The following is a 19,432-nucleotide window of genomic DNA, read 5'->3' on the forward strand; positions in this document are numbered from 1 at the left end:
TGCAGCGATGAAGGGGATCCCATGACCGACTTCGAAGACATCACCTACGAGATCGACGGCGCAGCCGGGATCATCACGATCAACCGACCCGAGCGATACAACGCCTTCCGAGGCAAGACCGTCGAAGAACTGATCAAGGCGTTCCGCTCGGCCTGGGCCGACAGCCGCGTCTCGGCCATCATCCTCACCGGCGCCGGCGAGAAGGCCTTCTGCACCGGCGGCGACGTCAAGCAGCGCGCCGAGACCGGCGACTACGGCCCCACCGAGAGCGGCATGTTCGAGATCGGCTACCTCCACAAGCTCATCCGCGACATCCCCAAGCCGGTCATCGCCGCCGTCAACGGTGTCGCCGTCGGCGGCGGGCACGTCCTGCACGTGCTGTGCGACCTCACGATCGCGTCGGAGAACGCCCGATTCGGCCAGGCCGGACCCAAGGTGGGCTCGTTCGACGCCGGTTTCGGTTCGGCCTTCCTCGCCCGTGTCGTCGGCGAGAAGCGTGCACGAGAGATCTGGTACCTGTGCCGCCAGTACGATGCCGCCACAGCCGAGCGCTGGGGGCTCGTCAACTGGGTTGTCCCACAGGACAAGCTGCTCGACGAGGCCAAGGCCGTCGCCGCCGAGATCGCCGAGAAGAGCCCCACGGCCATCAAGTTCCTCAAGCAGTCCTTCAACGCCGACACCGACCACCAGGCCGGCCTGAGCAACCTCGCGATGTCGGCACTCGACCTGTTCGGCAAGTCCGACGAAGGACTCGAAGGAGCGAAGGCGTTCGCGGAGAAGCGTCCTGCCGACTTCGCGAAGTACGTCAAGGCCTGACCCGAGTTCCCCAGACCCGTAAGGACATCCCATGAGCAACATCGCACTGGTCACCGGCGCCGGATCCGGAATCGGCAAGGCCATCGCTCTCGGTTTCGCCGCGCAGGGTGATCGCGTCGTCGCCGCCGACCTCGACCTCGCAGCCGCCGAAGCCACCGCCAAGGAGTACCCCCAGCTGATCACGGCACTGCCGGTCGACATCTCCGACCGCGCCCAGGTCGACGAGCTCCGCGACCGCACCCATGCCGAGGTGGGCGTGCCCAACGTGATCGTCAACGCCGCCGGCTGGGACCGCACCGACCAGTTCCTGAACGCCACACCGGAGTTCGCCCAGAAGGTCGTCGCGATCAATTATCTCGGCCCGGTGAACATCTGCAGCGCTTTCCTGCCCGGCATCATCGACGCCGGAAACGGCGGTCGCGTGATCAACCTCGCCAGCGATGCAGGTCGCGTCGGCAGCTCCGGCGAATCCATCTACGCGGGAGCGAAGGGCGGCGTCATCGCCCTCACCAAATCGCTCGCCCGCGAGATGGCCCGGCACAACATCAACGTCAACTGCGTGTGCCCCGGCCCCACCGACACCCCGCTGTTCCAGGCCCAGGAAGAGAAGCTCAAAGCTGCTCTTATCAAGGCCATTCCGTTCCGGCGGCTCGCACGACCCGAAGAGGTCGCCGCGCCCGTCCTGTTCTTCGCATCCGAGTCCGCATCGTTCATCACGGGCCAGGTGATCAGCGTCAGCGGCGGCCTCACCATGGCCGGCTGACCGACATCCTCAGGGGAGATCGAATCATGAGCGCGTCGTACAACGCCCGGGCCTACCGGGAGTACTTCGAGAACGACTTCACGTATCTCAACGGCTTCCGGCGCAACCTGGGACGGTACGGGAACCGCGTTGCCATCACCGATCCCGACACGGGAACTCGGCTGACCTACGCCGAACTCGGCGAGCGCGTCGACCGAGTCGCCACGGGTCTGGCCGATGCGGGTGTGCAGGCAGGGGATGTCGTCGCCTATCAGCTGTTCAACAGCGTCGAGTTCGCCGAACTGTATCTCGCCACCCAGGCCGTCGGCGCGGTGGGTTCGCCGATCAACTTCCGGCTCGCCTCCGGCGAAACATCGTTCATCCTCGACAAGTCCGCACCCACGGTCTTCGTCTACGACACCGAGCTCACTCCCATGGTGACGGAGGCGCTGGAACGCTCGGCGCACACACCGAAGGTGATCGTCGCGGTGGGCGCCGGCGATCCGGTCTCCGTTCCCGGCGCCACCGTTGTGCGGTACCGGCACCTGGCGGCCGATCGGGTCGCGCTCCCGCCGCTGCACCGGACGGTGTGGGACGAGACCACTCGCCTCTACACCTCGGGCACCACCGGTATGCCGAAGGGTGTGCCGCTCAACAGCATGATCGAGATCTTCAGCGCGCACGACGTCATCATGCATTTCCCGCTCAGCCCTGAGGACAAGACGCTCAACATGACGCCGTGGTTCCACCGCGGCGGCCTGTACTCCGGAGGGCCCAATCCGGTCTTCTACATCGGCGGAGAAGTGGTGCCGCTGCGCACCTTCGACGCCGACCGCGTCCTCGACCTCGTCGCCGAGCACGGCCTCACCTTCCTCATCGGAGCACCCACCAACCTCGCGATGCTCGCCGCCGCACAGGAGGCCCGTCCGCGCGACCTGTCGTCGCTGCGCGGAATCGTCACAATGGGTGCGCCGCTCGAACGCGAAGCGGCACTGCGATACCAGCAGGTCCTCAACCCGCGGATCTTCAACGGCTACGGCAGCACCGAAGGGTTCTGGAACACCTTTCTGCGCCCCACCGATCTGCCCGAACATGCCGGCACCGCGGGTCGGGCCTGCACCGACGACGACGTGCGCGTGGTCCACATCTACGAGGACCGACTCGCCCACCACGACGACGTCGTCGCCAAGGACGACGAAGAGGTCGGAGAAGTGATCGTCCGCTCCCCCAAGGGTTCGAACGCCTACTTCGACTCCCCCGACCAGGAGAAGGCCAAGTTCAACAACGGGTGGCTGCACATCGGCGACCTCGCCACGTGGGACGCCGGAGAGTTCGTCACCATCGTCGGACGCAAGGACGACATGCTCGTCTGCGGTGGTGAGAACGTCCATCCGGTGCAGGTCGAGGAAGCGCTCAACTCGCATCCGGGTGTGTCCGACTGCCTCGTCGTCGGCGTACCCGACGACCGGTGGGGACGCATCGTCGTCGCGTACATCGTCGCCGGCAGCCCGGACGTCACGGCGGACGTCCTCGACGCGCATTGTCGCGATCACCCGCTGCTGTCGACCTTCAAGCGACCGCGGGCATATCGCTTCGTCGAGTCACTGCCGGTCTCGGCCACCGGAAAGAAACTGCACTACAAGGCAACCCGAACAGCAGCCGACGAATTCGCCGCAGGGTTGTTCACCGCACCCACCGACTCGAGGATCACACGATGAACGCACGCCTCGAATACGAGACCGAGCACCAGCAGTTCCGGGAGGTCGCTCGCGACTTCGTCCGCGACAAGATCACACCCGTGCACGAGGACTGGGAGCACGCGAGCTGCCTCGACCGGTCGTTGTTCACCGAAGCCGGTAAGCTCGGACTGCTCGCCTTCTCCGTCGACGAGAAGTACGGCGGTCCCGGCGTCGACGACTTCCGCTACAACGCCATCCTCATCGAGGAGGTCAACCGAGCGGGCAACGCCGCGGCCGGTATCGCGTTCTCCCTGCAGAACGACGTGGTGCTGCCCTACCTGACCGAGTTGACCACCGACGAACAGAAGGCACGGTGGCTGCCCGGCGTCGTCAGTGGCGAGACCGTGCTGGGCATCGCCATGACCGAACCCGGCACCGGCAGCGACCTCACCGGTATCCGCACCTCCGCGGTGCGCGACGGCGATCACTACGTCGTCAACGGAGCCAAGACGTTCATCTCCAACGGTCAGAACGGCGACCTGTTCGTCGTCGCGACCCGCACCTCCGACGACCCGCACAAGGGATTGACGCTGCTGGTCGTCGAGGCCGACACCCCCGGCTTCTCCCGCGGACGCAATCTCGAGAAGATCGGTCTGCACGCCCAGGACACCAGCGAGCTGACGTTCACCGACATGCGGGTGCCGGTCGCGAACCGTCTCGGCGACGAAGGCCGCGGCTTCTACCAACTGGTGCACAACCTCCCGCAGGAACGGTTGTCGCTGTCCATCGGTGCGGTCGCCGCCGCCGAGGGCGTCCTCGCGCAGACCCTCGACTACGTCCGCGAGCGGAAGGCGTTCGGGAAGCCGGTGTCGAGCTTCCAGAACACCCAGTTCGTGCTCGCCGAGCTGGCCACCGAGCTCGACATCGCCCGCACCTACCTCGACGACTGCATCGCCGAGCACGTCGCCGGGCAGCTCACCGCCGCCCGCGCCGCCCGTCTGAAGTGGTGGGCCACCGAACTGCAGGTGCGTGTCGCCGACCGGTGCCTGCAACTGCACGGCGGCTACGGCTACATGCGCGAATACGGCGTCGCACGCGCTTTCGTCGACGCCCGCATCCAGACGATCTACGGCGGAACCACCGAGATCATGAAGACGATCGTCGCGAAGGATCTCGGGATCTGACGACCGTCCCAGCTGCACGATTCACACCGCTGAGCACTCGGTACTGTGAATCGGACCGAAAAGCGACGAGGAGCCCCTATGACCACCGACCACGATGCACTTCCCGTGGAAGAGGCCGTGCGGGCAGTTCGTACCAGTTCCCGCCGCAAGCAGGTCCTCGACGCCGCCGTGCAGGTCATGCAGCGCACCGGTTTCCACCAGATGTCGATGCAGGCGCTGGCCGACGAGGCCGGTGTCAGCGTCGGACTGATCTACAAGTACTTCGGCGGCAAGGAGGAAATCCTCCTCGCCACCATCGTCTCGATCCTCGACACCTTCCGCGACCAGATCGAACCTGCGATGGAGGCCGCCGGCGACGACCCGGTCGAACGGCTCGCCGCCGGCATCCGCCGCTACATCGAGATCGTCGACGAGAACCTCGATGCCACCGTCCTCACCTACCGGGAGAGCCGCACGCTCGACGCTGCAGGTCGCGCCCGGATCAAGGAACTGGAGGTCGAGACGTCGGCGCCGCTGCGCTCCGCCCTCGACGACGGCATCGCCGCCGGAATCATGGAGCCCATCGACGTCGATCTGATGGTGTTCGACATCTTGCTCCTCGCCCACGGGTGGGCGCTCAAGCACTGGCACTTCGGAGCCATCTACACCCTCGACGACTACATCCGGCTCCAGACCCGGCTGGTGCTCAACACGACCCTGAAAGCGGCGCGGCGCGGGGAGTACGCGCACTTCCTCCGGTAATCACCACCCTCGACCGCGGACAGCGGAGCGCGAAATGGTCACAGATGCGCGTTATTGCGCGCTCCGATGACCGATTCCCGCTCCGTTGTCGGGGTCGGTGAGTGCGGGGTCCCGCGAGGTGTCCTTCAACGCGACCCCCGACGCACCCAACTGTCGCGCGCCGTTCACGAGGGCCGCGACGACGCGCGCCGCGTGGTCGTAGGTCATCCCGCCGGGCGGGTGGATGTTCGACACGCAGTTGCGTTCGGCGTCACTGCGTCCCGGCCTCGGGTGGTGCGTCAGGTACACGCCGACGCTGTCGGCCACCGAGAGGCCGGGGCGTTCGCCGATGATCACGAGCATCGTCGTGACGCCGAGTCGTTCACCGATATGGTCTCCCAGCGCGACACGCGCCTGCGTCGCGATGACCGGCGGCGCCACCGTCAGCCCCGGCAGGGCAGCGACGATCGCCGCGAGCAGATCGGGTCCGTGGGCGTCGAGAGCAGTGGACGACAACCCGTCGCACAGCGCGATGCCGAGGTCGGCGTCCGTTCGTGGCAGCGCGGTTCCCTCGGCGAGTTGCCGGCCGAGGTCGGGGCGCCGCAGATACGTACTGCGATCCTGCGCTGCGCTTTCCACGACGAGCGGATCACCGAGTCCGAGTTCTTTCGTCCGCCGCACCATCGCGGGCACGTCGAGCGGGACGTGCACGGCGTCGCGCGCCTCGGCATGGGCCGTCACGAATTCCAGATGACGGCGTGTCGGGATGCTGTTCCCGGTACGGCCCAGTCCGATCCGGGCCTGGGTGTGCCGACGCAGTTCATCCCACAGGTCGCTCACAGGGCACCTCCGAGCGCGCGCAGCGGGGACGTGCCGATGTCCACCGGCAGGATGCGACCGACGTCGTCCGCCATGCCCTGCCTGCGTAGCCAGTCCTCGAATTCCGGTGCCGGCCGCAGATCGGCGGCCTCCCGCACGTACAGCACGTCGTGGAACGACAGCGACTGGTAGCCGAGCATCACGTCGTCGGCGCCGGGCACGGTGATGACGAAAGCTGTTCCGGCAACGGCCAACAGGGTCAGCAGGGTGTCCATGTCGTCCTGGTCGGCCTCGGCATGGTTGGTGTAGCAGACGTCCACACCCATCGGCAGGCCGAGAAGTTTGCCGCAGAACTGGTCTTCGAGACCCGCACGGATGATCTGCTTGCCGTCGTACAGGTATTCCGGTCCGATGAATCCCACGACCGTGTTGACGAGCAGCGGATGGAACTTGCGCGCAACGGCATACGCACGCGCTTCGAGCGTCTGCTGATCCACCGGTCTGCCTCCGGTTCCGACATGGGTTCCCGATGACAACGCCGAGCCCTGCCCGGTCTCGAAGTACATGACGTTGCTGCCGACGGTCCCCCGTCGCAGCGACCTGCCGGCCTCGTTGCCCTCCCGCAGCACTGCGAGGTCCACCCCGAAGCTGCGGTTGGCACCCTCGGTGCCCGCGACGGACTGGAACACCAGGTCGACGGGTGCGTCCTTCTCGATCAGATCGATGGTGGTGGTGACGTGGGTGAGCACGCACGATTGCGTGGGGATCTCGAATCGCTGCCGGATCTCGTCGAGCAGGTGCAGCAGGTCGGACACGGCGTGCGGTGAGTCGCTCGCCGGATTGATGCCGACCACCGCGTCGCCGCATCCCATCAGCAGACCGTCGAGGACGGACGCGGCGACCCCACGCGGATCGTCGACGGGATGGTTCGGTTGCAGGCGTGTCGCGAGCCGGCCGGGCAATCCGATGGTCGTGCGGAACGCACTGGTCACGGTCGCGGCACGGGAGACCGCGATGAGGTCCTGGTTGCGCATGATCTTGCTGGTCGCCGCGACCATCTCCGGGGTGAGTCCCGGCGCGAGTGCTGCGAGCACGTCGGCGGAGTCCGGTCGGGCCGCGACCTCCAGGAGGTGGTCGCGCAGTTCCCCGACGGTCATGTGCGAGACCGGCGCGAAGGCCGTCGCGTCGTGGGTGTCGACGATCAGCCTGGTGACCTCGTCGGTCTCGTACGGGACGACCGCCTCGGTGAGGAAGGCGGTCAGCGGGAGGTCGGCGAGAGTCAGCTGTGCCGCGGCGCGTTCGGCATCCGAGGTGGCCGCGCAGCCCGCGAGTTCATCGCCCGAGCGGCGCGGGGATGCTTTGCCGAGCAGGTCGACGAGGCCGTCGAACTCGTAACCGGTTCCGCCGAGCTGTTGTCGGTAGATCGTCATCGAGGCCTCCCGCGCAGGACCGGTTCGACGGATGTGAGCACGCAGTGGAGTGCAGCATTCCACTTTTTCGCCGTCGTGTCCGGCGAGTGTCGCGACGAAACGCCGCTGGTCGTCGGTTTCTAGCCCCGCTGGTACCAGACGTTCGTCACCCGCTGCGCCATGTGCCGCATCCCCGCGGCGGTGGGATGCAGCGCCTTCGCCAGCGACAGCGACTGCCGTCCTTCGTAGAAGCGCTGCTCGGAGGGCGCACACGCGTCGTGTCCTTCCGATCCGGCCATGACGTCGACGAACTCGGCACCGGCCTCGCCGGCGGACCGGGCGAGCACTCGGTTCATCCGCACGAAGAAGTTCGTCACGAAGGAGGCGTCGGCATCGCTGGTGGGGATGTTGGGCCAGCAACCCCGGTTGCCGAAGACGCCACCGTGCCCGACCAGCAGGACCCGTGCGCGCGGTGCGCGTTGCTGGACGGCTGTGAGTGTCGCGGTGACCTTCGGTCCGAGCGCGCTCAGGGCGGCGTCCATGCGCGACGTGGTGCCCGGATCGGTGCGGCAGTGCGCGTCGCCGCCCGGAAGCTCGGTGTAGCAGGCCGAGACGAGCCCCGCCCAGCCGACATCGTTGCCGCCGATGCTCAGCGTGACGAGATTCGTGTCCGGAGTGAGCGAATCGATCTGCGGCGGGACCGATCCGGTCGACGTCTGCTGCGGGACGGACGTGATGTGCTCGGTGCGTGCTCCCGAACACGCGACGTTGACGATACTGACGGTCTGCAGCGAACCCGCGACGAGGTTCGGATATCCCGCATCCGCGCGGGCACATCCGCTGAGCATCGCCGCTGCGTCGAGGTAGGGTCCGGCGGCACGCGAGTCGCCGAGCGCGACGTATCGGATGCCCTGCTCGCTACCCGGGTCGCTCATCGCGGACACCGGCCACACCATCGATGCAGCTGCCATGCCGGCGACGATCCCGGCTCGCACAATCGTCTTCATCCAGACCCTCCGGCAGCGTGGTTCTCCCGGGCATGAGATCGGCACGAATTACAAACGCGTTACGAGCATCGGGTGAAGATCACGGATGAAGCCCGGATGCCCGTCCTCCCACCAGCGCATTTTGTTTACTCCCCCCTTCGAACGGCTACCGTCGACCTGTGACCGTCCACAAAGTTCTCGACGGCCGCTACGAGCTGAGCGGTCTGCTCGGCGTGGGCGGCAGCGGCGAGATCCACGACGGTTGGGACACCCGCCTCCACCGGCCCGTCGCCGTCAAACTGCTCGGACGGGAGGTGGGTAGCAGACCGGACGTACGACGTCGTTTCGAAGTCGAGGCCCGGGCCGCCGCGGCCCTGAACCACCCTCGCATCGTCGCCGTGTACGACACGGGTGAACACGACGGACGTCCCTACATCGTTATGGAACGGCTTCCCGGGCGGACCCTCGCCGACGACATCGCCCGCGGACCCCTACCCGACGATCGGGTGCGCACGGTGCTCGCCGGAATTCTCGAGGCACTCGTCGCCGCGCACGGTGCGGGGATCCTTCACCGGGACATCAAACCGGCGAACGTGCTCGTCGCGGAGAACGGTGAGATCAAGGTCGCCGACTTCGGTATCGCGAAGAGCGTCGGCGACGACCTCACCCGCACCGGTGAACTCGTGGGGACCGTCGCCTATCTGAGCCCGGACCGCATCACCGGACACCCCGCGTCCGTTACGGACGATCTGTACGCGGTCGGGATCGTCGGCTACGAGTCCCTGTGCGGGCGGAGGCCGTTCGCCGAGGACAACATCCTCGCGCTGGCACGGGCCATCACGCACGACCGGCCGCAGCCGCTCACCGAACTCCGACCGGACGCCCATCCTGGGCTCGTCGCAGTGATCGAGCGGGCCATGGCACGAGAGCCTTCCGACCGGTTCCGCAGTGCGCACGAGATGCTCTCGGCATTGCAGAACTCCGACGGATACCGCACTGCGACGACCCGGCTGCCGGCAGGTATGGCTGTCGACCCGACGACCACCGTAGGCACGGACCGTTCCCGTGGAGTTCTTGTCGCGGCGGGTCTGACGCTGGTCGGAGCGCTCGCCGTGGGCGGTCTCGCGCTCGGATTCGGGCGGGGCGACTCCCCGCCGGCGGCCACACCGGAGACCCGGACGCCGGGCACGTCCGCAGCGACGCCCGAACGGGTACCGGCCACCACCGAGCTCCCTGTGACTCCCGAATCCACGGTCGTCCCGGCTCGCACAGCGGACGAAACCCCCGTGGTTCCGCCCGTCGTACCCGCTCCGGAGACCGTTCCTGTCGCACCGCCGGCGGATGCCGGGCCCACGAGGTCCGAATCCGAGTCCCGTGGGAACAGCGGACCCGGCAACAACAACGGGAATGGCAACGGCAACGGCGGTGATGGAAATGGGAACAACGGCAACGGGAACAACGGTCGCGGCAACGGCAACAATGGCAACAGCGGCCGCGGCAACGGCAACGGCAACGGGTGAGGTCGCTCAGCTCGATCCGCGCGCGACGAGTTCGACGGGCAGCTTCGTCGATTCCGTCTCCCCGGTGCGCACGAGTTCGAGCAGACGCTCGATGGCCGTCACCCCGATATCGTGCGCGGGCGATCGCACGGTGGTGAGCGGAACCGGCAGCTGCGCGACGACAGGGATGTCGTTGTAACCGACGACGGCGAGATCGCCGGGGATGGACAGACCCAGGTCGCGGGCGACACCGAGGATGCCGATGGCAATGGTGTCGCTGACCGCGAAGATCGCGCGGGGCCGGTCGGGGCGATCCAGCAGCGCACGCGCGGCCTCGACACCCCCGGCGACGTCGAAGCTCGACCGCACGATCCGCTCGGGCGGCAGGGCCACCGACGCTTCCTTCAGGGTGTCGACGAAGCCGTCGCGCCGGTCGCGGGCAGTGCTGGCGTGGTCGGGGCCGGCGATGATCGCCAGGTCGTCGTAGCCGCGGTCGAGCAGGTGCCGGGCGGCCAGCACTCCTCCTCGGTAGTCGTCGCCCACTACGAACGGCAACCCGGCGTCGGCGTGCCGGGTGACCGCGAGGATGGGCAGCGATCCGAGCGCCAGCGACTCGACGAACGGGCGGCCCGGCAGGTGCATGCTGCTCAGCAGCAGACCGTCGACCTGCCGGCCCACGAGCAGCGCGATGGCGCGACGTTGCGCCTCGAGATCGTCGGGTGGGCTCGACAGCAGCACCGAGTAGCCCGCTTTCGTGGCGGCTTCCTCGATGCCCTGGTAGGTCGTGGCGACCACGCCGTCGGTGAGTCGCGGCATGACGACACCGAGGGTCGTGGTCTTGCGGGTCCGCAGGCTCGCTGCCCACAGATTGGGGCGATATCCCAGTTCGGCCGCGACCTCCCGCACCCGCAGTGCCGAGTCCGACCAGCCGTCGACCGGTTCGGGCTGGCGCAGCACCCGGGATGCCGTCGAGACGTGGACACCGGCGCGCTCGGCGATCTCCTTGAGCGTCGGGGCGCGGTCGGGACGGGGCATGCGGCTCTCCTGCTTGTACGGCATCGAGTTCGTGTTCCGGGTTGACGCGCCCGGAGCATGCCTTTAGCGTAGGCCATGCAATCGATCGTGCAAACGTTCTCGCAATCGTTCTGACAAACGTTTCCTCGACCACCGGAGAAGGCCATGTCCCACGCTCAGTCGCTCACCCAGCTGTTCGCCCTCGACTCCCTGCTCGAGCAGGAGGAGATCGACATCCGCGACACCGTCCGCAAGTTCGGCAACGAGCGCATCCGCCCGCACGTGGCCCAGTGGTTCGAGGAAGCGAAGCTCCCGGCGCGCGAGCTCGCCAAGGAACTCGGACAGCTGGGCGTGCTCGGCATGCACCTCGACGGCTACGGCTGCGCCGGCATGAGCGCCACCGCCTACGGCCTGGCCTGCCTCGAACTCGAGGCCGTCGACTCCGGCATCCGCAGCCTCGTGTCCGTGCAGGGCTCGCTGGCGATGTTCTCCATCCACCACTGGGGCAGCGAAGAGCAGAAGCAGGAATGGCTCCCCCACATGGCCGCCGGCGAGGCCATCGGCTGCTTCGGCCTGACCGAGCCCGACTTCGGCTCCAACCCCGCCGGGATGCGCACCAACGCCAAGCGCGACGGCGACGACTGGATCCTCAACGGCACCAAGATGTGGATCACCAACGGCTCGATCGCCGACGTCGCCGTCGTCTGGGCGCAGACCGACCTCGAAGAAGGCGCCAAGGGCATCCGCGGCTTCGTCGTCCCCACCGACACCCCCGGTTTCTCCGCCCCGGAGATCCACTCCAAGCTGTCGCTGCGCGCCTCGGTCACCTCGGAGCTCGTCCTCGACGGCGTGCGTCTGCCCGCCTCGGCGATGATGCCGAAGGCCAAGGGTCTGCGCGGACCGCTGACCTCCCTTGGTGAGGCCCGCTTCGGCATCGTCTTCGGTGCCATCGGCGCCGCCCGCGACTGCCTCGAGACCGCCATCGAGTACTCGCAGTCCCGCGAGGTGTTCGACAAGCCGCTCGCCGGCTACCAGCTCACCCAGGCCAAGATCGCCGACATGGCGCTCGAGGTCGGCAAGGGTCACCTGCTCGCCTACCACCTCGGCCGCATCAAGGACCGCGGCGAGATCGCCCCGGAGCAGGTCAGCCTCGGCAAGCTCAACAACGTGCGCGAGGCCATCGCGATTGCCCGCGAGTGCCGGACCATCCTCGGCGCCAACGGCATCACGCTCGAGTACCCCGTCATCCGCCACGCCAACAACCTCGAATCGGTGCTGACCTACGAGGGCACCTCCGAGGTCCACCAGCTGACCATCGGCAAGGCGCTGACCGGCGAGGCGGCTTTCCGGTGACCACCCTTCCCAGTGCGCTCGAGGGGCTGGTGATCGCCGACTTCGGTCGCGTGCTCGCCGGCCCCTACGCCACCATGCTGCTCGCCGACCTCGGGGCGGAGGTCGTCAAGATCGAACGACCCGGCTTCGGGGACGACACCCGGCACTGGGGCCCGCCCTGGGTCGGCGACGAGTCGACCTACTTCCTCGGCGTCAACCGCAACAAGAAGTCGGTGGCCATCGACCTGACCACCGACGAAGGACTCGGGCAGGCACGCGATCTCGTCGCCCGCGCCGATGTCGTCGTCGAGAACTTCCTGCCCGGCACGATGACACGGCTCGGGCTCGGATACGAGCAGGCCCGGGAACTCAACCCCGGCATCGTCTACACCTCGATCACCGGCTTCGGTGGGCACAACAATCTGCCCGGCTACGACCTGCTCATCCAGGCCGTCGGCGGTCTGATGAGCATCACCGGGCCCGACCCGGCGACACCCACCAAGGTCGGCGTCGCCGTGGTCGACGTCATCACCGGAATGCACGCTGCGCTCGGCATCCTCGCCGCGCTGCGGCACCGCGACCGCACCGGTGAGGGCCAGCGCGTCGAGGTGAACCTGTTGTCGTCCCTGTTGTCGGCGTTGGCGAACCAGTCGTCGGGCTACGTCGCGGCAGGTGTGGTGCCGAAGGCGATGGGCAATCGTCATCCGAGCATCGCGCCCTACGAGGTGTTCCACACGGCCGACCGGCCGTTCGTCCTCGCCGTGGGCAACGACCGTCAATTCGCTTCGCTGGCCGAGGTTCTCGGCGCTCCGGAACTCGCCACCGACGACCGGTTCACTACGAACACCGCCCGCGTCGCGAACCGGGAGGAGCTGACGAAGATCATCGACGAACTGCTGTCGACGGACACCGCCGACGCGTGGTTCGACGCTCTGACCGCGGCGCGGGTGCCGTGCGGTCCGCTCAACGACATCGCCGACGCGGTCGCGCTCGCCGAACGACTCGGCCTCTCACCGGTGGTGTCGATCGACGATCCCGACCGGGACGCTCCGCTTCGTCAGATCGCCAACCCGATCCGGCTCAGCGCAACCCCCGCGACCTACCGCACCGCACCCCCACGGTTGGCGTAGCCGGACGCTCTCGTCACTCGGGCTTCTGTTCCTTCAGAGTGTGCGCGACGAGAGCGTTGGCGTGCCCGTGGCCCATCCTGTGTTCCTGCTTCAGCCAGTTCACGAGCTCCATGTGCTTGGCGAGATCCGACGCGCGGATCATGTTCTTCCACTCCTCGATCGGGCGTCCGTACTTCTGCTCGATCGACGGAAAATACGACTCGGGTCCCTTGACCTTCTCACTCATGCGGAGAGGTTAACCGGGGCGACCGACACGGTCGGACCGTTCGGTTCGATCCACTGAGAACGACCGCGGCGCCGCAGTCCCGGATGGGATGCGGCGCCGCGGACGTATGGAAGAGGATCAGGCCTTCGGGCCACCGGCCACGTAGATGACCTGACCGGACACGAAGCCCGCACCCTCGGACGCGAGGAACGATGCGGTGTGGGCGATGTCGTCGACCTCGCCGATACGGCCGACCGGGATGTTGGACGCGATGTTCGACTTGAAGTCGTCGAACGACAGGCCGAGACGCTCGGCGGTCGCGGCGGTCATCTCGGTGGCGATGAAGCCCGGCGCGATGGCGTTGGCAGTGACGCCGAACTTGCCCAGCTCGATCGCGAGGGTCTTCGTGAAGCCCTGCATGCCGGCCTTGGCAGCGGAGTAGTTGACCTGGCCACGGTTGCCGAGAGCCGACGTGCTGGAGAGGTTGACGATGCGGCCGAACTTGGCGTCGACCATGTAGCTCTGGACGGCACGCGTCATGAGGAAGGCGCCGCGCAGGTGCACGTTCATGACGGCGTCCCAGTCCTCGACCGTCATCTTGAACAGCAGGTTGTCGCGGGTGATGCCGGCGTTGTTGATCAGTACGGTGGGTTCGCCGAGCTCGGTGGCGACCTTCTCGACGGCAGCGGCGACGGACTTCTCGTCGGAGACATCGGCGCCCACGGCGAGCGCCTTGCCGCCGGCGGACTCGATGGCCGAAACGGTGTCCTTGCAGGCGGATTCGTCGAGGTCGAGGACGGCGACCTGGTAGCCGTCGCCGGCGAGCCGCTTGGCGACGGCTGCGCCGATGCCGCGTGCGGCTCCGGTGACGAGGGCAGTGCGGGGCTGTGTGCTCATAGCGTTCCTCCGTAGGGGGATGGGTGGTGCCGTCAGGTGATGGTGAGTCCGCCGTCCACGGCGATTGTCTGACCGGTGACGTAGGCGGCGGCGTCGGACGCCAGCCAGACCGCGGTGGCCGCGATCTCCTCGGCATCCCCGGTCCGGCCGAGGATGATTCGCTGCTTCATCGAGTCGAGGTAGCCGGGCTGGTACTCGTCCGTCATCTCCGTGTGGAAGAAGCCGGGTGCGATGGCGTTGACGCGGATTCCCTTGCGCGCTCCCCACTGCTGGGCCAGGTCGCGCGTGAGGCCGATGACGCCCGCCTTGCTGGCCGAGTACGCGGCCTGCGGCAGGCCGGCCGTGGTGAGACCGAGGACCGACGAGATGTTGACGATCGAGCTACCGGGTTGCATCACACGGCCGACGGCCTGTGCCGCCCAATAGGATCCGTTCAGGTTGATGTCGATGACCTGACGGAACTGCTCGGGGGTCTCCTTGGTGGCGGGGACGGCGGTGCCGATACCGGCATTGTTGATGAGGATGTCCACCCGGCCGAGTTGCTCGACCGCCCGGTCGACCATGCGCTGCGCCTGTTCGGGATCCGCGATGTCGGTCTCGACCGTGACGGCCTGCCGTCCGGCCTCCCGGACCAGCTCGGCGGTCTTCTCGAGGCGGTCGACGCGGCGTGCGGCGAGCACGACGTCGGCTCCTGCTTCGGCCAGCCCTCGGGCGAATGCGACACCGAGGCCCGAAGAGGCACCGGTGACGATGGCAACGCGGCCGTCGAGACGGAAGCGGTCGAGCACGGACATACGTCATCTCCTCGCTGTGACGGGGCCTACAGGAACTGTATAGCCGACCGTCTTCTCATCCACCAAACAGCCTGTATCCAATTTGATTGGACAGCACTGCCTTTCAGAGCCTGGCCCTATTCCTCTCTTCGGCGGATCCTATGCGGCCGCAGGCGTTGCAGCACGGAGAGAACCCCGCGCCGCACCCACCGTTACCAAGTCGATAAGCACTGGCTTATTTCTAAGCGCTCGCTTATCGTGCGATGCCGTAGCGGACTTGTCAACACAACCGGACAGAACGGAAGTGCCCTCGTGAGTGATACATGGGACGACGTCGTCGGCGGATCCAAGGCCGCTGCTCGCATCCGCACGGCCGCGATAGAGGAGTTCGCGGAACACGGCTACGGCGGCACCACGACGCGCCGGATCACTGCGCGACTCGGCATGAGTCCCGCCGCGATGTATCCGCACTACGCGTCCAAGGAAGAGCTGCTCTTCGCCATCGCCTACGAGGGCCACGCCCTCGCCCTGCAGGTTGTCGAGAACGCCGACCGCCCCGATTCCGAACCGTCCGACCGGCTCGCCTCCGTCATCGGACGCTTCGCCGCCTGGCAAGCGGAGAACCACCGGTGGAGCCGCGTGATCCAGTACGAACTGGCCGCGCTCGACCGCGACCACTACCGCACGATCGTCGGACTACGACGGCAGATCACGCAGGTCGTGCGGGGTGTCGTGGACGCCGGCCACGTCTCGGGCGAGTTCACCCTTCCGGACGCCGAAGGTGTCACTCTCGCCCTGATGTCGCTCTGCGTCGACGTCTGTCGCTGGTATCCCTCGGGCCGCTACGACGACGCCGCGACGATCAGCGACCTGTATGCCGATCTTGCCCTGCGTCTGGTCGGTGCCGTGCGTTAGCATCGTCGCCACCATCTGATCGGGGGGATCTACGTGGGCAGGGGGATATTGCGCCGCCGTCGGCTCCTCGAGACGCGAGAGCATCGAGGGGGAGCTGTCGTCCATGTCCACGAATGACAACGTCGTCGACCGACTACTGGTGTCGCTCGGGGTCGACGCCCCGGTCCCCGATTCCGTCTCCCGCCGGCAGTCCAACTACGACACGCTCGCCGCGCGCATCGACGCGGGAGTCGATCCCGAATACATCGCAGCGTTCGAGAACTTCCACGGCATGGAGCATGCCGACATCCACCGGCTCGCCCAGAGCATCAATCCCGTCGCGATGACCACCCTGGCCACCGAATGGGCCGAACTCGGAAAGGGTTTCAGCCTCACCGTCGCGTGGGGAACGCTGATGATCCGCAAACTCATCGGCCAGCACTGGGAGGGTCCGGCGGCCGAGGCCGCGATGGACGCGACGGTGCGATTCGGCGAATCCGCCCAACAGTTGTCCGATGCTGCACGCGCGACGTCCGAGAAACTCCGCATCGCCGCCGACGTCGGCGAGCGGGTGCGAGCGTCCGTGCCTCCACCCACGGTGAACACGTCGTCGGTCCTGTACGCGCTCGATCCCGTCGCGGGTGCTGCCGCCGCCCGGCAGGAAGAGGCCGTTCGCGCCCAGGCCGTGCGGGTGATGGAAGCCCTCTACAAGCCGTACTACCGCGATTCCGGCACGGCGGTTCCGGTCCTGCCCTCCCCGTATGCCGCCACCACGAGCCGTGCCACCGAGACATTCGTTCCTCAGGGCTACGGCACACCGGGTGTCGGCGGCGCCCGGACCGCCGGCGACCCGACGGCAATCCCAGGCGGGGACGGAGAACGTCCGGCTGGGCAGACCGCCACGGAAGCGGAGAACCGTACGGACGCTTCGACGCCCGGCGAAAGCATGGACGGCCGGCCGGAAGGTTCGGATTCGGCAGGTAAGGCGGGCTCTAACGATCCTGCGGCGACCACTCCTGCATCCACCTCCCCAGCAGCGAGCGGCGCCCCGGGAAGCCCGACCGGTCAGTCGTATGGCTCACCTTCCTCCGGAGCGGGCGCAGGTGTCGGAGGTGGCCTACCGGGCGCCGGTGGCGTCGGGTCGGCCGGTGGCGCATCGCCCACGGCGGGTCCCGCTCCGCTCGTCGCGGGAGCCGCACCCACCGGCGGTGCTGCCGGCCGGCCCGGTGCCGCCGCGACTCGCGGTGCCGGTGTGCGCCCGTTCGGCATGATGCCCGGCATGGCACCCGCCTCCTCCCGCGGCGACGAGCAGGACAAACGCGCGGCCGGTTATCTCGTCACCGGGGAGAACGGGAACGAACTGATCGGGTCGTTGCCCGACACCGCTCCGCCGGTTCTGGGGGCCTGAGCGCTGTGGACCGGTATCTGACACCCGATCGATTCCTGGCGTCGTGGACCGCTGCGGGTGGCGACGAGTTCCCCTTCCCTCTGCGCTATCGCACCTCGGCGATGTGGGAGGACGAGCACGCCGCGAACCTGCAGGCCGCTCGCGCGTGGCTGCACGAGACTCCCGACCCTGCCCTCGACGACGCGATGCGGATCCTGCTGACCGGGGAGGTCGCGGTGGAGGTCTACGGCCGCTCCACCGACCCGACCTGCGAAGTCTTCGTCCGCGCGGCCGCGACCGACGAGCAGGCCGTCCTTGCCCATCAGGCTCCCGGCGCGGGCGACATCCGCATCACCACGACCACCGATCTCGCAGGTGCGATCGTCGGACACCTGCCGGTCATGGCAGCGGGCCGCGAACCGGCACGCACCGCGCCGAGCCGGGATGTGCTCGAGCCGTCCGAATTCGGCGCTGTCCGTCGTCCGGCGGGTGGCACGCACGCAGAGTCGTTGCGCCGGTTGCTGCGTCGCGAACGCTCGGCCACCGGCAGCATCCGCATCCTGCGGTACTCGAATCCGGGGTACGCGCCCGTCGCCGACATCGGCTGGTTCGACGTCGTGGGCGACGGCCGGTACCTCTTCCTCCCCGGCCCCGACCTCCGCGTCGCGCCGGGCACCGTCGACGCATTCGTCCGGGAACTGTCGGCGCAGCTGTCCCGGCTGCGCAAGTCGCCGCACGAGGATCGGAGCGGCGTCCTGCGACGGCAGTGATCCCTTCCCGAACCTGTCGTTCGTCTAGGCTGGCGACATGACGGACCGGGACCGCACACCCGACGGCAGGCCGCAGAACGCGCGTCCGCGCGACGCCCTGGGGCGTCCGTTGCCGCCGGGCGAAGAAGGCGTCGAACGTGTTCCCGAAGACATCGATCTGGATGTCGAGGAGACCATCGCCGAAGGTCAGCGCCTCCTCGACCACGGTTTTCCGTTCCACGCCCACGAGGTCTTCGAGGCGATGTGGAAGAAGGCACCACCCGAGGAACGTCCCCTCTGGCAGGGCCTCGCCCAGCTCGCCGTGGGGCTGACCCACCTGCTCCGGGGCAACCCCACCGGCGCGGCGTCGCTGCTGAAGCAAGGACAGGCGCGGGTGCGGCACTACGAGGACGAACCGCCCTACCGCCTCGACATCGACGGCCTCGCGAGTTGGGCCGATCATCTGCTCACCGAGATCGCTCGCGACGAACCGATCCCCGCTCCCCCGACCCCGCGCCTGAGGATGCCCTGATGCCGATACTGCCCATGTTCCCGCTCGGCACCGCACTGCTTCCCGGATCCGACCTTCCGTTGCGCATCTTCGAGCCGAGATATCAGCAGCTCGTCCAGGACTGCACGGCATCACCGGACGGCCCTCTCTTCGGGGTCGTCCTCATCGCCCGAGGACACGAAGTGGGCGGAGGCGAGCAACGACACGACGTCGGCACCATCGCGCGGATCATGGTCGACACCGAGGTCGGTGCGGGTCGTCGCGAACTCGAATGCATTGCAGAGGAACGCATTCGCGTCACCCGATGGCTGCCCGACGACCCCTATCCCCTCGCGGAGGTGGAGCCCTGGCCCGACACCGATTCGGGACCGGTGGATTTCGCCGAGATCACCGGACCGATGGGCCGGTTGTACGGGGTGCTCGACCGTCTCACGGGCGGCCGGGCCCCGCTGCCTCCCGCCACCACCGAACTACCGGAGGATCCGGGGGCGCGACTGTTCGCGCTCGCCCGGTACGTGCCGATGGGGGAAGCGGACCGCTATGCGGTTCTCGCCGCGCCGGGTCCGGCCGAACGCATGGCCGTGCTGCTCGAAGCGATCTCCACCGCAGTCGATCTCGCGGAATGGAAGTTGAAGGGCTGAGACGCGTGCGCCCGCCCGGTGAGTGGGAGTATCGCCCTTCTGGTC

Annotated in this window: 20 protein-coding genes; 13 read left to right on the forward strand and 7 right to left on the reverse strand. The window is 67.7% G+C overall.

What is annotated here, in order from left to right; translation table 11 throughout:
* The first annotated feature begins 21 nt into the window (after positions 1–21).
* The 5 genes from C6Y44_RS23175 (at position 22) to C6Y44_RS23195 (ending at position 5,162) form a co-directional block, all read left to right on the forward strand.
* The gene (locus tag C6Y44_RS23175; protein ID WP_016694125.1) at positions 22–816 is read left to right on the forward strand and encodes an enoyl-CoA hydratase-related protein; all 795 of its coding nucleotides are present in this window, start codon (positions 22–24) and stop codon (positions 814–816) included.
* Positions 817–847: 31 nt separating this feature from the next.
* Positions 848–1,579, forward strand: coding sequence for an SDR family NAD(P)-dependent oxidoreductase (locus C6Y44_RS23180; RefSeq protein ID WP_106201075.1), 732 nt, complete (start codon positions 848–850; stop codon positions 1,577–1,579).
* Positions 1,580–1,605: 26 nt separating this feature from the next.
* The gene (locus C6Y44_RS23185) at positions 1,606–3,276 is read left to right on the forward strand and encodes a class I adenylate-forming enzyme family protein (RefSeq protein WP_016694123.1); all 1,671 of its coding nucleotides are present in this window, start codon (positions 1,606–1,608) and stop codon (positions 3,274–3,276) included.
* On the forward strand, positions 3,273–4,421 hold the full coding sequence (locus C6Y44_RS23190) for an acyl-CoA dehydrogenase family protein (protein WP_120280667.1): 1,149 nt from the start codon (positions 3,273–3,275) through the stop codon (positions 4,419–4,421). Before C6Y44_RS23185 ends, C6Y44_RS23190 begins: the two co-directional genes overlap by 4 nt.
* A 78-nt stretch (positions 4,422–4,499) precedes the next feature.
* Positions 4,500–5,162, forward strand: a complete 663-nt coding sequence (locus C6Y44_RS23195) for a TetR/AcrR family transcriptional regulator (RefSeq protein ID WP_159417299.1) — start codon at positions 4,500–4,502, stop codon at positions 5,160–5,162.
* Positions 5,163–5,213: 51 nt separating this feature from the next.
* Here the strand turns inward: C6Y44_RS23195 and eutC are convergent, their stop codons facing one another.
* The 3 genes from eutC to C6Y44_RS23210 form a co-directional block, all read right to left on the reverse strand.
* On the reverse strand, positions 5,214–5,981 hold the full coding sequence (gene eutC, locus C6Y44_RS23200) for an ethanolamine ammonia-lyase subunit EutC (RefSeq protein WP_159417298.1): 768 nt from the start codon (positions 5,979–5,981) through the stop codon (positions 5,214–5,216).
* Complete coding sequence (locus tag C6Y44_RS23205) at positions 5,978–7,390, reverse strand: ethanolamine ammonia-lyase subunit EutB (RefSeq protein WP_159417297.1); 1,413 nt, start codon at positions 7,388–7,390, stop codon at positions 5,978–5,980. The genes eutC and C6Y44_RS23205 overlap by 4 nt, the downstream gene beginning before the upstream one ends.
* Positions 7,391–7,509: 119 nt before the next feature.
* Positions 7,510–8,376: an SGNH/GDSL hydrolase family protein gene (locus C6Y44_RS23210; RefSeq protein ID WP_159417296.1), complete on the reverse strand. Its 867-nt coding sequence runs from the start codon at positions 8,374–8,376 to the stop codon at positions 7,510–7,512.
* 158 nt (positions 8,377–8,534) lie between these two features.
* On the opposite strand from C6Y44_RS23210, the gene C6Y44_RS23215 reads away from it, so the two are divergent.
* Positions 8,535–9,875 (forward strand): serine/threonine-protein kinase, encoded by a 1,341-nt coding sequence (locus C6Y44_RS23215; RefSeq protein WP_159417295.1) that lies wholly within the window; start codon positions 8,535–8,537, stop codon positions 9,873–9,875.
* 6 nt (positions 9,876–9,881) lie between these two features.
* On the opposite strand, the gene C6Y44_RS23220 is transcribed toward C6Y44_RS23215, so the two are convergent.
* On the reverse strand, positions 9,882–10,889 hold the full coding sequence (locus C6Y44_RS23220; protein WP_404817778.1) for a LacI family DNA-binding transcriptional regulator: 1,008 nt from the start codon (positions 10,887–10,889) through the stop codon (positions 9,882–9,884).
* A 144-nt stretch (positions 10,890–11,033) separates the two neighbouring features.
* On the opposite strand from C6Y44_RS23220, the gene C6Y44_RS23225 reads away from it, so the two are divergent.
* The gene (locus tag C6Y44_RS23225) at positions 11,034–12,221 is read left to right on the forward strand and encodes an acyl-CoA dehydrogenase family protein (RefSeq protein WP_120280695.1); all 1,188 of its coding nucleotides are present in this window, start codon (positions 11,034–11,036) and stop codon (positions 12,219–12,221) included.
* On the forward strand, positions 12,218–13,330 hold the full coding sequence (locus tag C6Y44_RS23230) for a CaiB/BaiF CoA transferase family protein (RefSeq protein WP_159417292.1): 1,113 nt from the start codon (positions 12,218–12,220) through the stop codon (positions 13,328–13,330). Before C6Y44_RS23225 ends, C6Y44_RS23230 begins: the two co-directional genes overlap by 4 nt.
* A gap of 13 nt (positions 13,331–13,343) precedes the next feature.
* On the opposite strand, the gene C6Y44_RS23235 is transcribed toward C6Y44_RS23230, so the two are convergent.
* The 3 genes from C6Y44_RS23235 to C6Y44_RS23245 all read right to left on the reverse strand — a co-directional run bounded on the left by C6Y44_RS23235 (position 13,344) and on the right by C6Y44_RS23245 (position 15,226).
* On the reverse strand, positions 13,344–13,556 hold the full coding sequence (locus C6Y44_RS23235) for a DUF4287 domain-containing protein (RefSeq protein ID WP_159417291.1): 213 nt from the start codon (positions 13,554–13,556) through the stop codon (positions 13,344–13,346).
* Between the two features lie 117 nt (positions 13,557–13,673).
* Positions 13,674–14,432, reverse strand: a complete 759-nt coding sequence (gene fabG, locus C6Y44_RS23240; protein WP_159417290.1) for a 3-oxoacyl-ACP reductase FabG — start codon at positions 14,430–14,432, stop codon at positions 13,674–13,676.
* Between the two features lie 32 nt (positions 14,433–14,464).
* Positions 14,465–15,226 (reverse strand): SDR family NAD(P)-dependent oxidoreductase, encoded by a 762-nt coding sequence (locus C6Y44_RS23245; RefSeq protein ID WP_085470412.1) that lies wholly within the window; start codon positions 15,224–15,226, stop codon positions 14,465–14,467.
* Between the two features lie 291 nt (positions 15,227–15,517).
* On the opposite strand from C6Y44_RS23245, the gene C6Y44_RS23250 reads away from it, so the two are divergent.
* The 5 genes from C6Y44_RS23250 (at position 15,518) to C6Y44_RS23270 (ending at position 19,387) form a co-directional block, all read left to right on the forward strand.
* Positions 15,518–16,120 (forward strand): TetR/AcrR family transcriptional regulator, encoded by a 603-nt coding sequence (locus C6Y44_RS23250; protein WP_085470413.1) that lies wholly within the window; start codon positions 15,518–15,520, stop codon positions 16,118–16,120.
* Between the two features lie 103 nt (positions 16,121–16,223).
* On the forward strand, positions 16,224–17,507 hold the full coding sequence (locus C6Y44_RS23255) for a PPE domain-containing protein (protein ID WP_159417289.1): 1,284 nt from the start codon (positions 16,224–16,226) through the stop codon (positions 17,505–17,507).
* 5 nt (positions 17,508–17,512) lie between these two features.
* Positions 17,513–18,256: an ESX secretion-associated protein EspG gene (locus tag C6Y44_RS23260; protein WP_159417288.1), complete on the forward strand. Its 744-nt coding sequence runs from the start codon at positions 17,513–17,515 to the stop codon at positions 18,254–18,256.
* A 37-nt stretch (positions 18,257–18,293) separates the two neighbouring features.
* Positions 18,294–18,767 (forward strand): DUF309 domain-containing protein, encoded by a 474-nt coding sequence (locus C6Y44_RS23265; protein WP_059382714.1) that lies wholly within the window; start codon positions 18,294–18,296, stop codon positions 18,765–18,767.
* Positions 18,767–19,387: an LON peptidase substrate-binding domain-containing protein gene (locus tag C6Y44_RS23270; protein WP_159417287.1), complete on the forward strand. Its 621-nt coding sequence runs from the start codon at positions 18,767–18,769 to the stop codon at positions 19,385–19,387. Before C6Y44_RS23265 ends, C6Y44_RS23270 begins: the two co-directional genes overlap by 1 nt.
* Positions 19,388–19,432: the final 45 nt, after the last annotated feature.

Source organism: Rhodococcus rhodochrous (genome assembly GCF_014854695.1).
Lineage (GTDB): Bacteria > Actinomycetota > Actinomycetes > Mycobacteriales > Mycobacteriaceae > Rhodococcus.

Excerpts from the sequence above, each read along its gene's own strand:
- C6Y44_RS23265 (WP_059382714.1), top strand. The coding sequence starts at position 18,294 with ATGACGGACCGGGACCGCACACCCGACGGCAGGCCGCAGAACGCGCGT.
- C6Y44_RS23185 (WP_016694123.1), top strand. The coding sequence starts at position 1,606 with ATGAGCGCGTCGTACAACGCCCGGGCCTACCGGGAGTACTTCGAGAAC.
- fabG (WP_159417290.1), bottom strand. The coding sequence starts at position 14,432 with ATGAGCACACAGCCCCGCACTGCCCTCGTCACCGGAGCCGCACGCGGC.
- C6Y44_RS23195 (WP_159417299.1), top strand. The coding sequence starts at position 4,500 with ATGACCACCGACCACGATGCACTTCCCGTGGAAGAGGCCGTGCGGGCA.
- C6Y44_RS23255 (WP_159417289.1), top strand. The coding sequence starts at position 16,224 with ATGTCCACGAATGACAACGTCGTCGACCGACTACTGGTGTCGCTCGGG.
- C6Y44_RS23180 (WP_106201075.1), top strand. The coding sequence starts at position 848 with ATGAGCAACATCGCACTGGTCACCGGCGCCGGATCCGGAATCGGCAAG.
- C6Y44_RS23270 (WP_159417287.1), top strand. The coding sequence starts at position 18,767 with ATGCCGATACTGCCCATGTTCCCGCTCGGCACCGCACTGCTTCCCGGA.
- C6Y44_RS23175 (WP_016694125.1), top strand. The coding sequence starts at position 22 with ATGACCGACTTCGAAGACATCACCTACGAGATCGACGGCGCAGCCGGG.
- C6Y44_RS23225 (WP_120280695.1), top strand. The coding sequence starts at position 11,034 with ATGTCCCACGCTCAGTCGCTCACCCAGCTGTTCGCCCTCGACTCCCTG.
- C6Y44_RS23210 (WP_159417296.1), bottom strand. The coding sequence starts at position 8,376 with ATGAAGACGATTGTGCGAGCCGGGATCGTCGCCGGCATGGCAGCTGCA.
- C6Y44_RS23235 (WP_159417291.1), bottom strand. The coding sequence starts at position 13,556 with ATGAGTGAGAAGGTCAAGGGACCCGAGTCGTATTTTCCGTCGATCGAG.
- C6Y44_RS23220 (WP_404817778.1), bottom strand. The coding sequence starts at position 10,889 with ATGCCCCGTCCCGACCGCGCCCCGACGCTCAAGGAGATCGCCGAGCGC.
- C6Y44_RS23245 (WP_085470412.1), bottom strand. The coding sequence starts at position 15,226 with ATGTCCGTGCTCGACCGCTTCCGTCTCGACGGCCGCGTTGCCATCGTC.
- C6Y44_RS23190 (WP_120280667.1), top strand. The coding sequence starts at position 3,273 with ATGAACGCACGCCTCGAATACGAGACCGAGCACCAGCAGTTCCGGGAG.
- C6Y44_RS23205 (WP_159417297.1), bottom strand. The coding sequence starts at position 7,390 with ATGACGATCTACCGACAACAGCTCGGCGGAACCGGTTACGAGTTCGAC.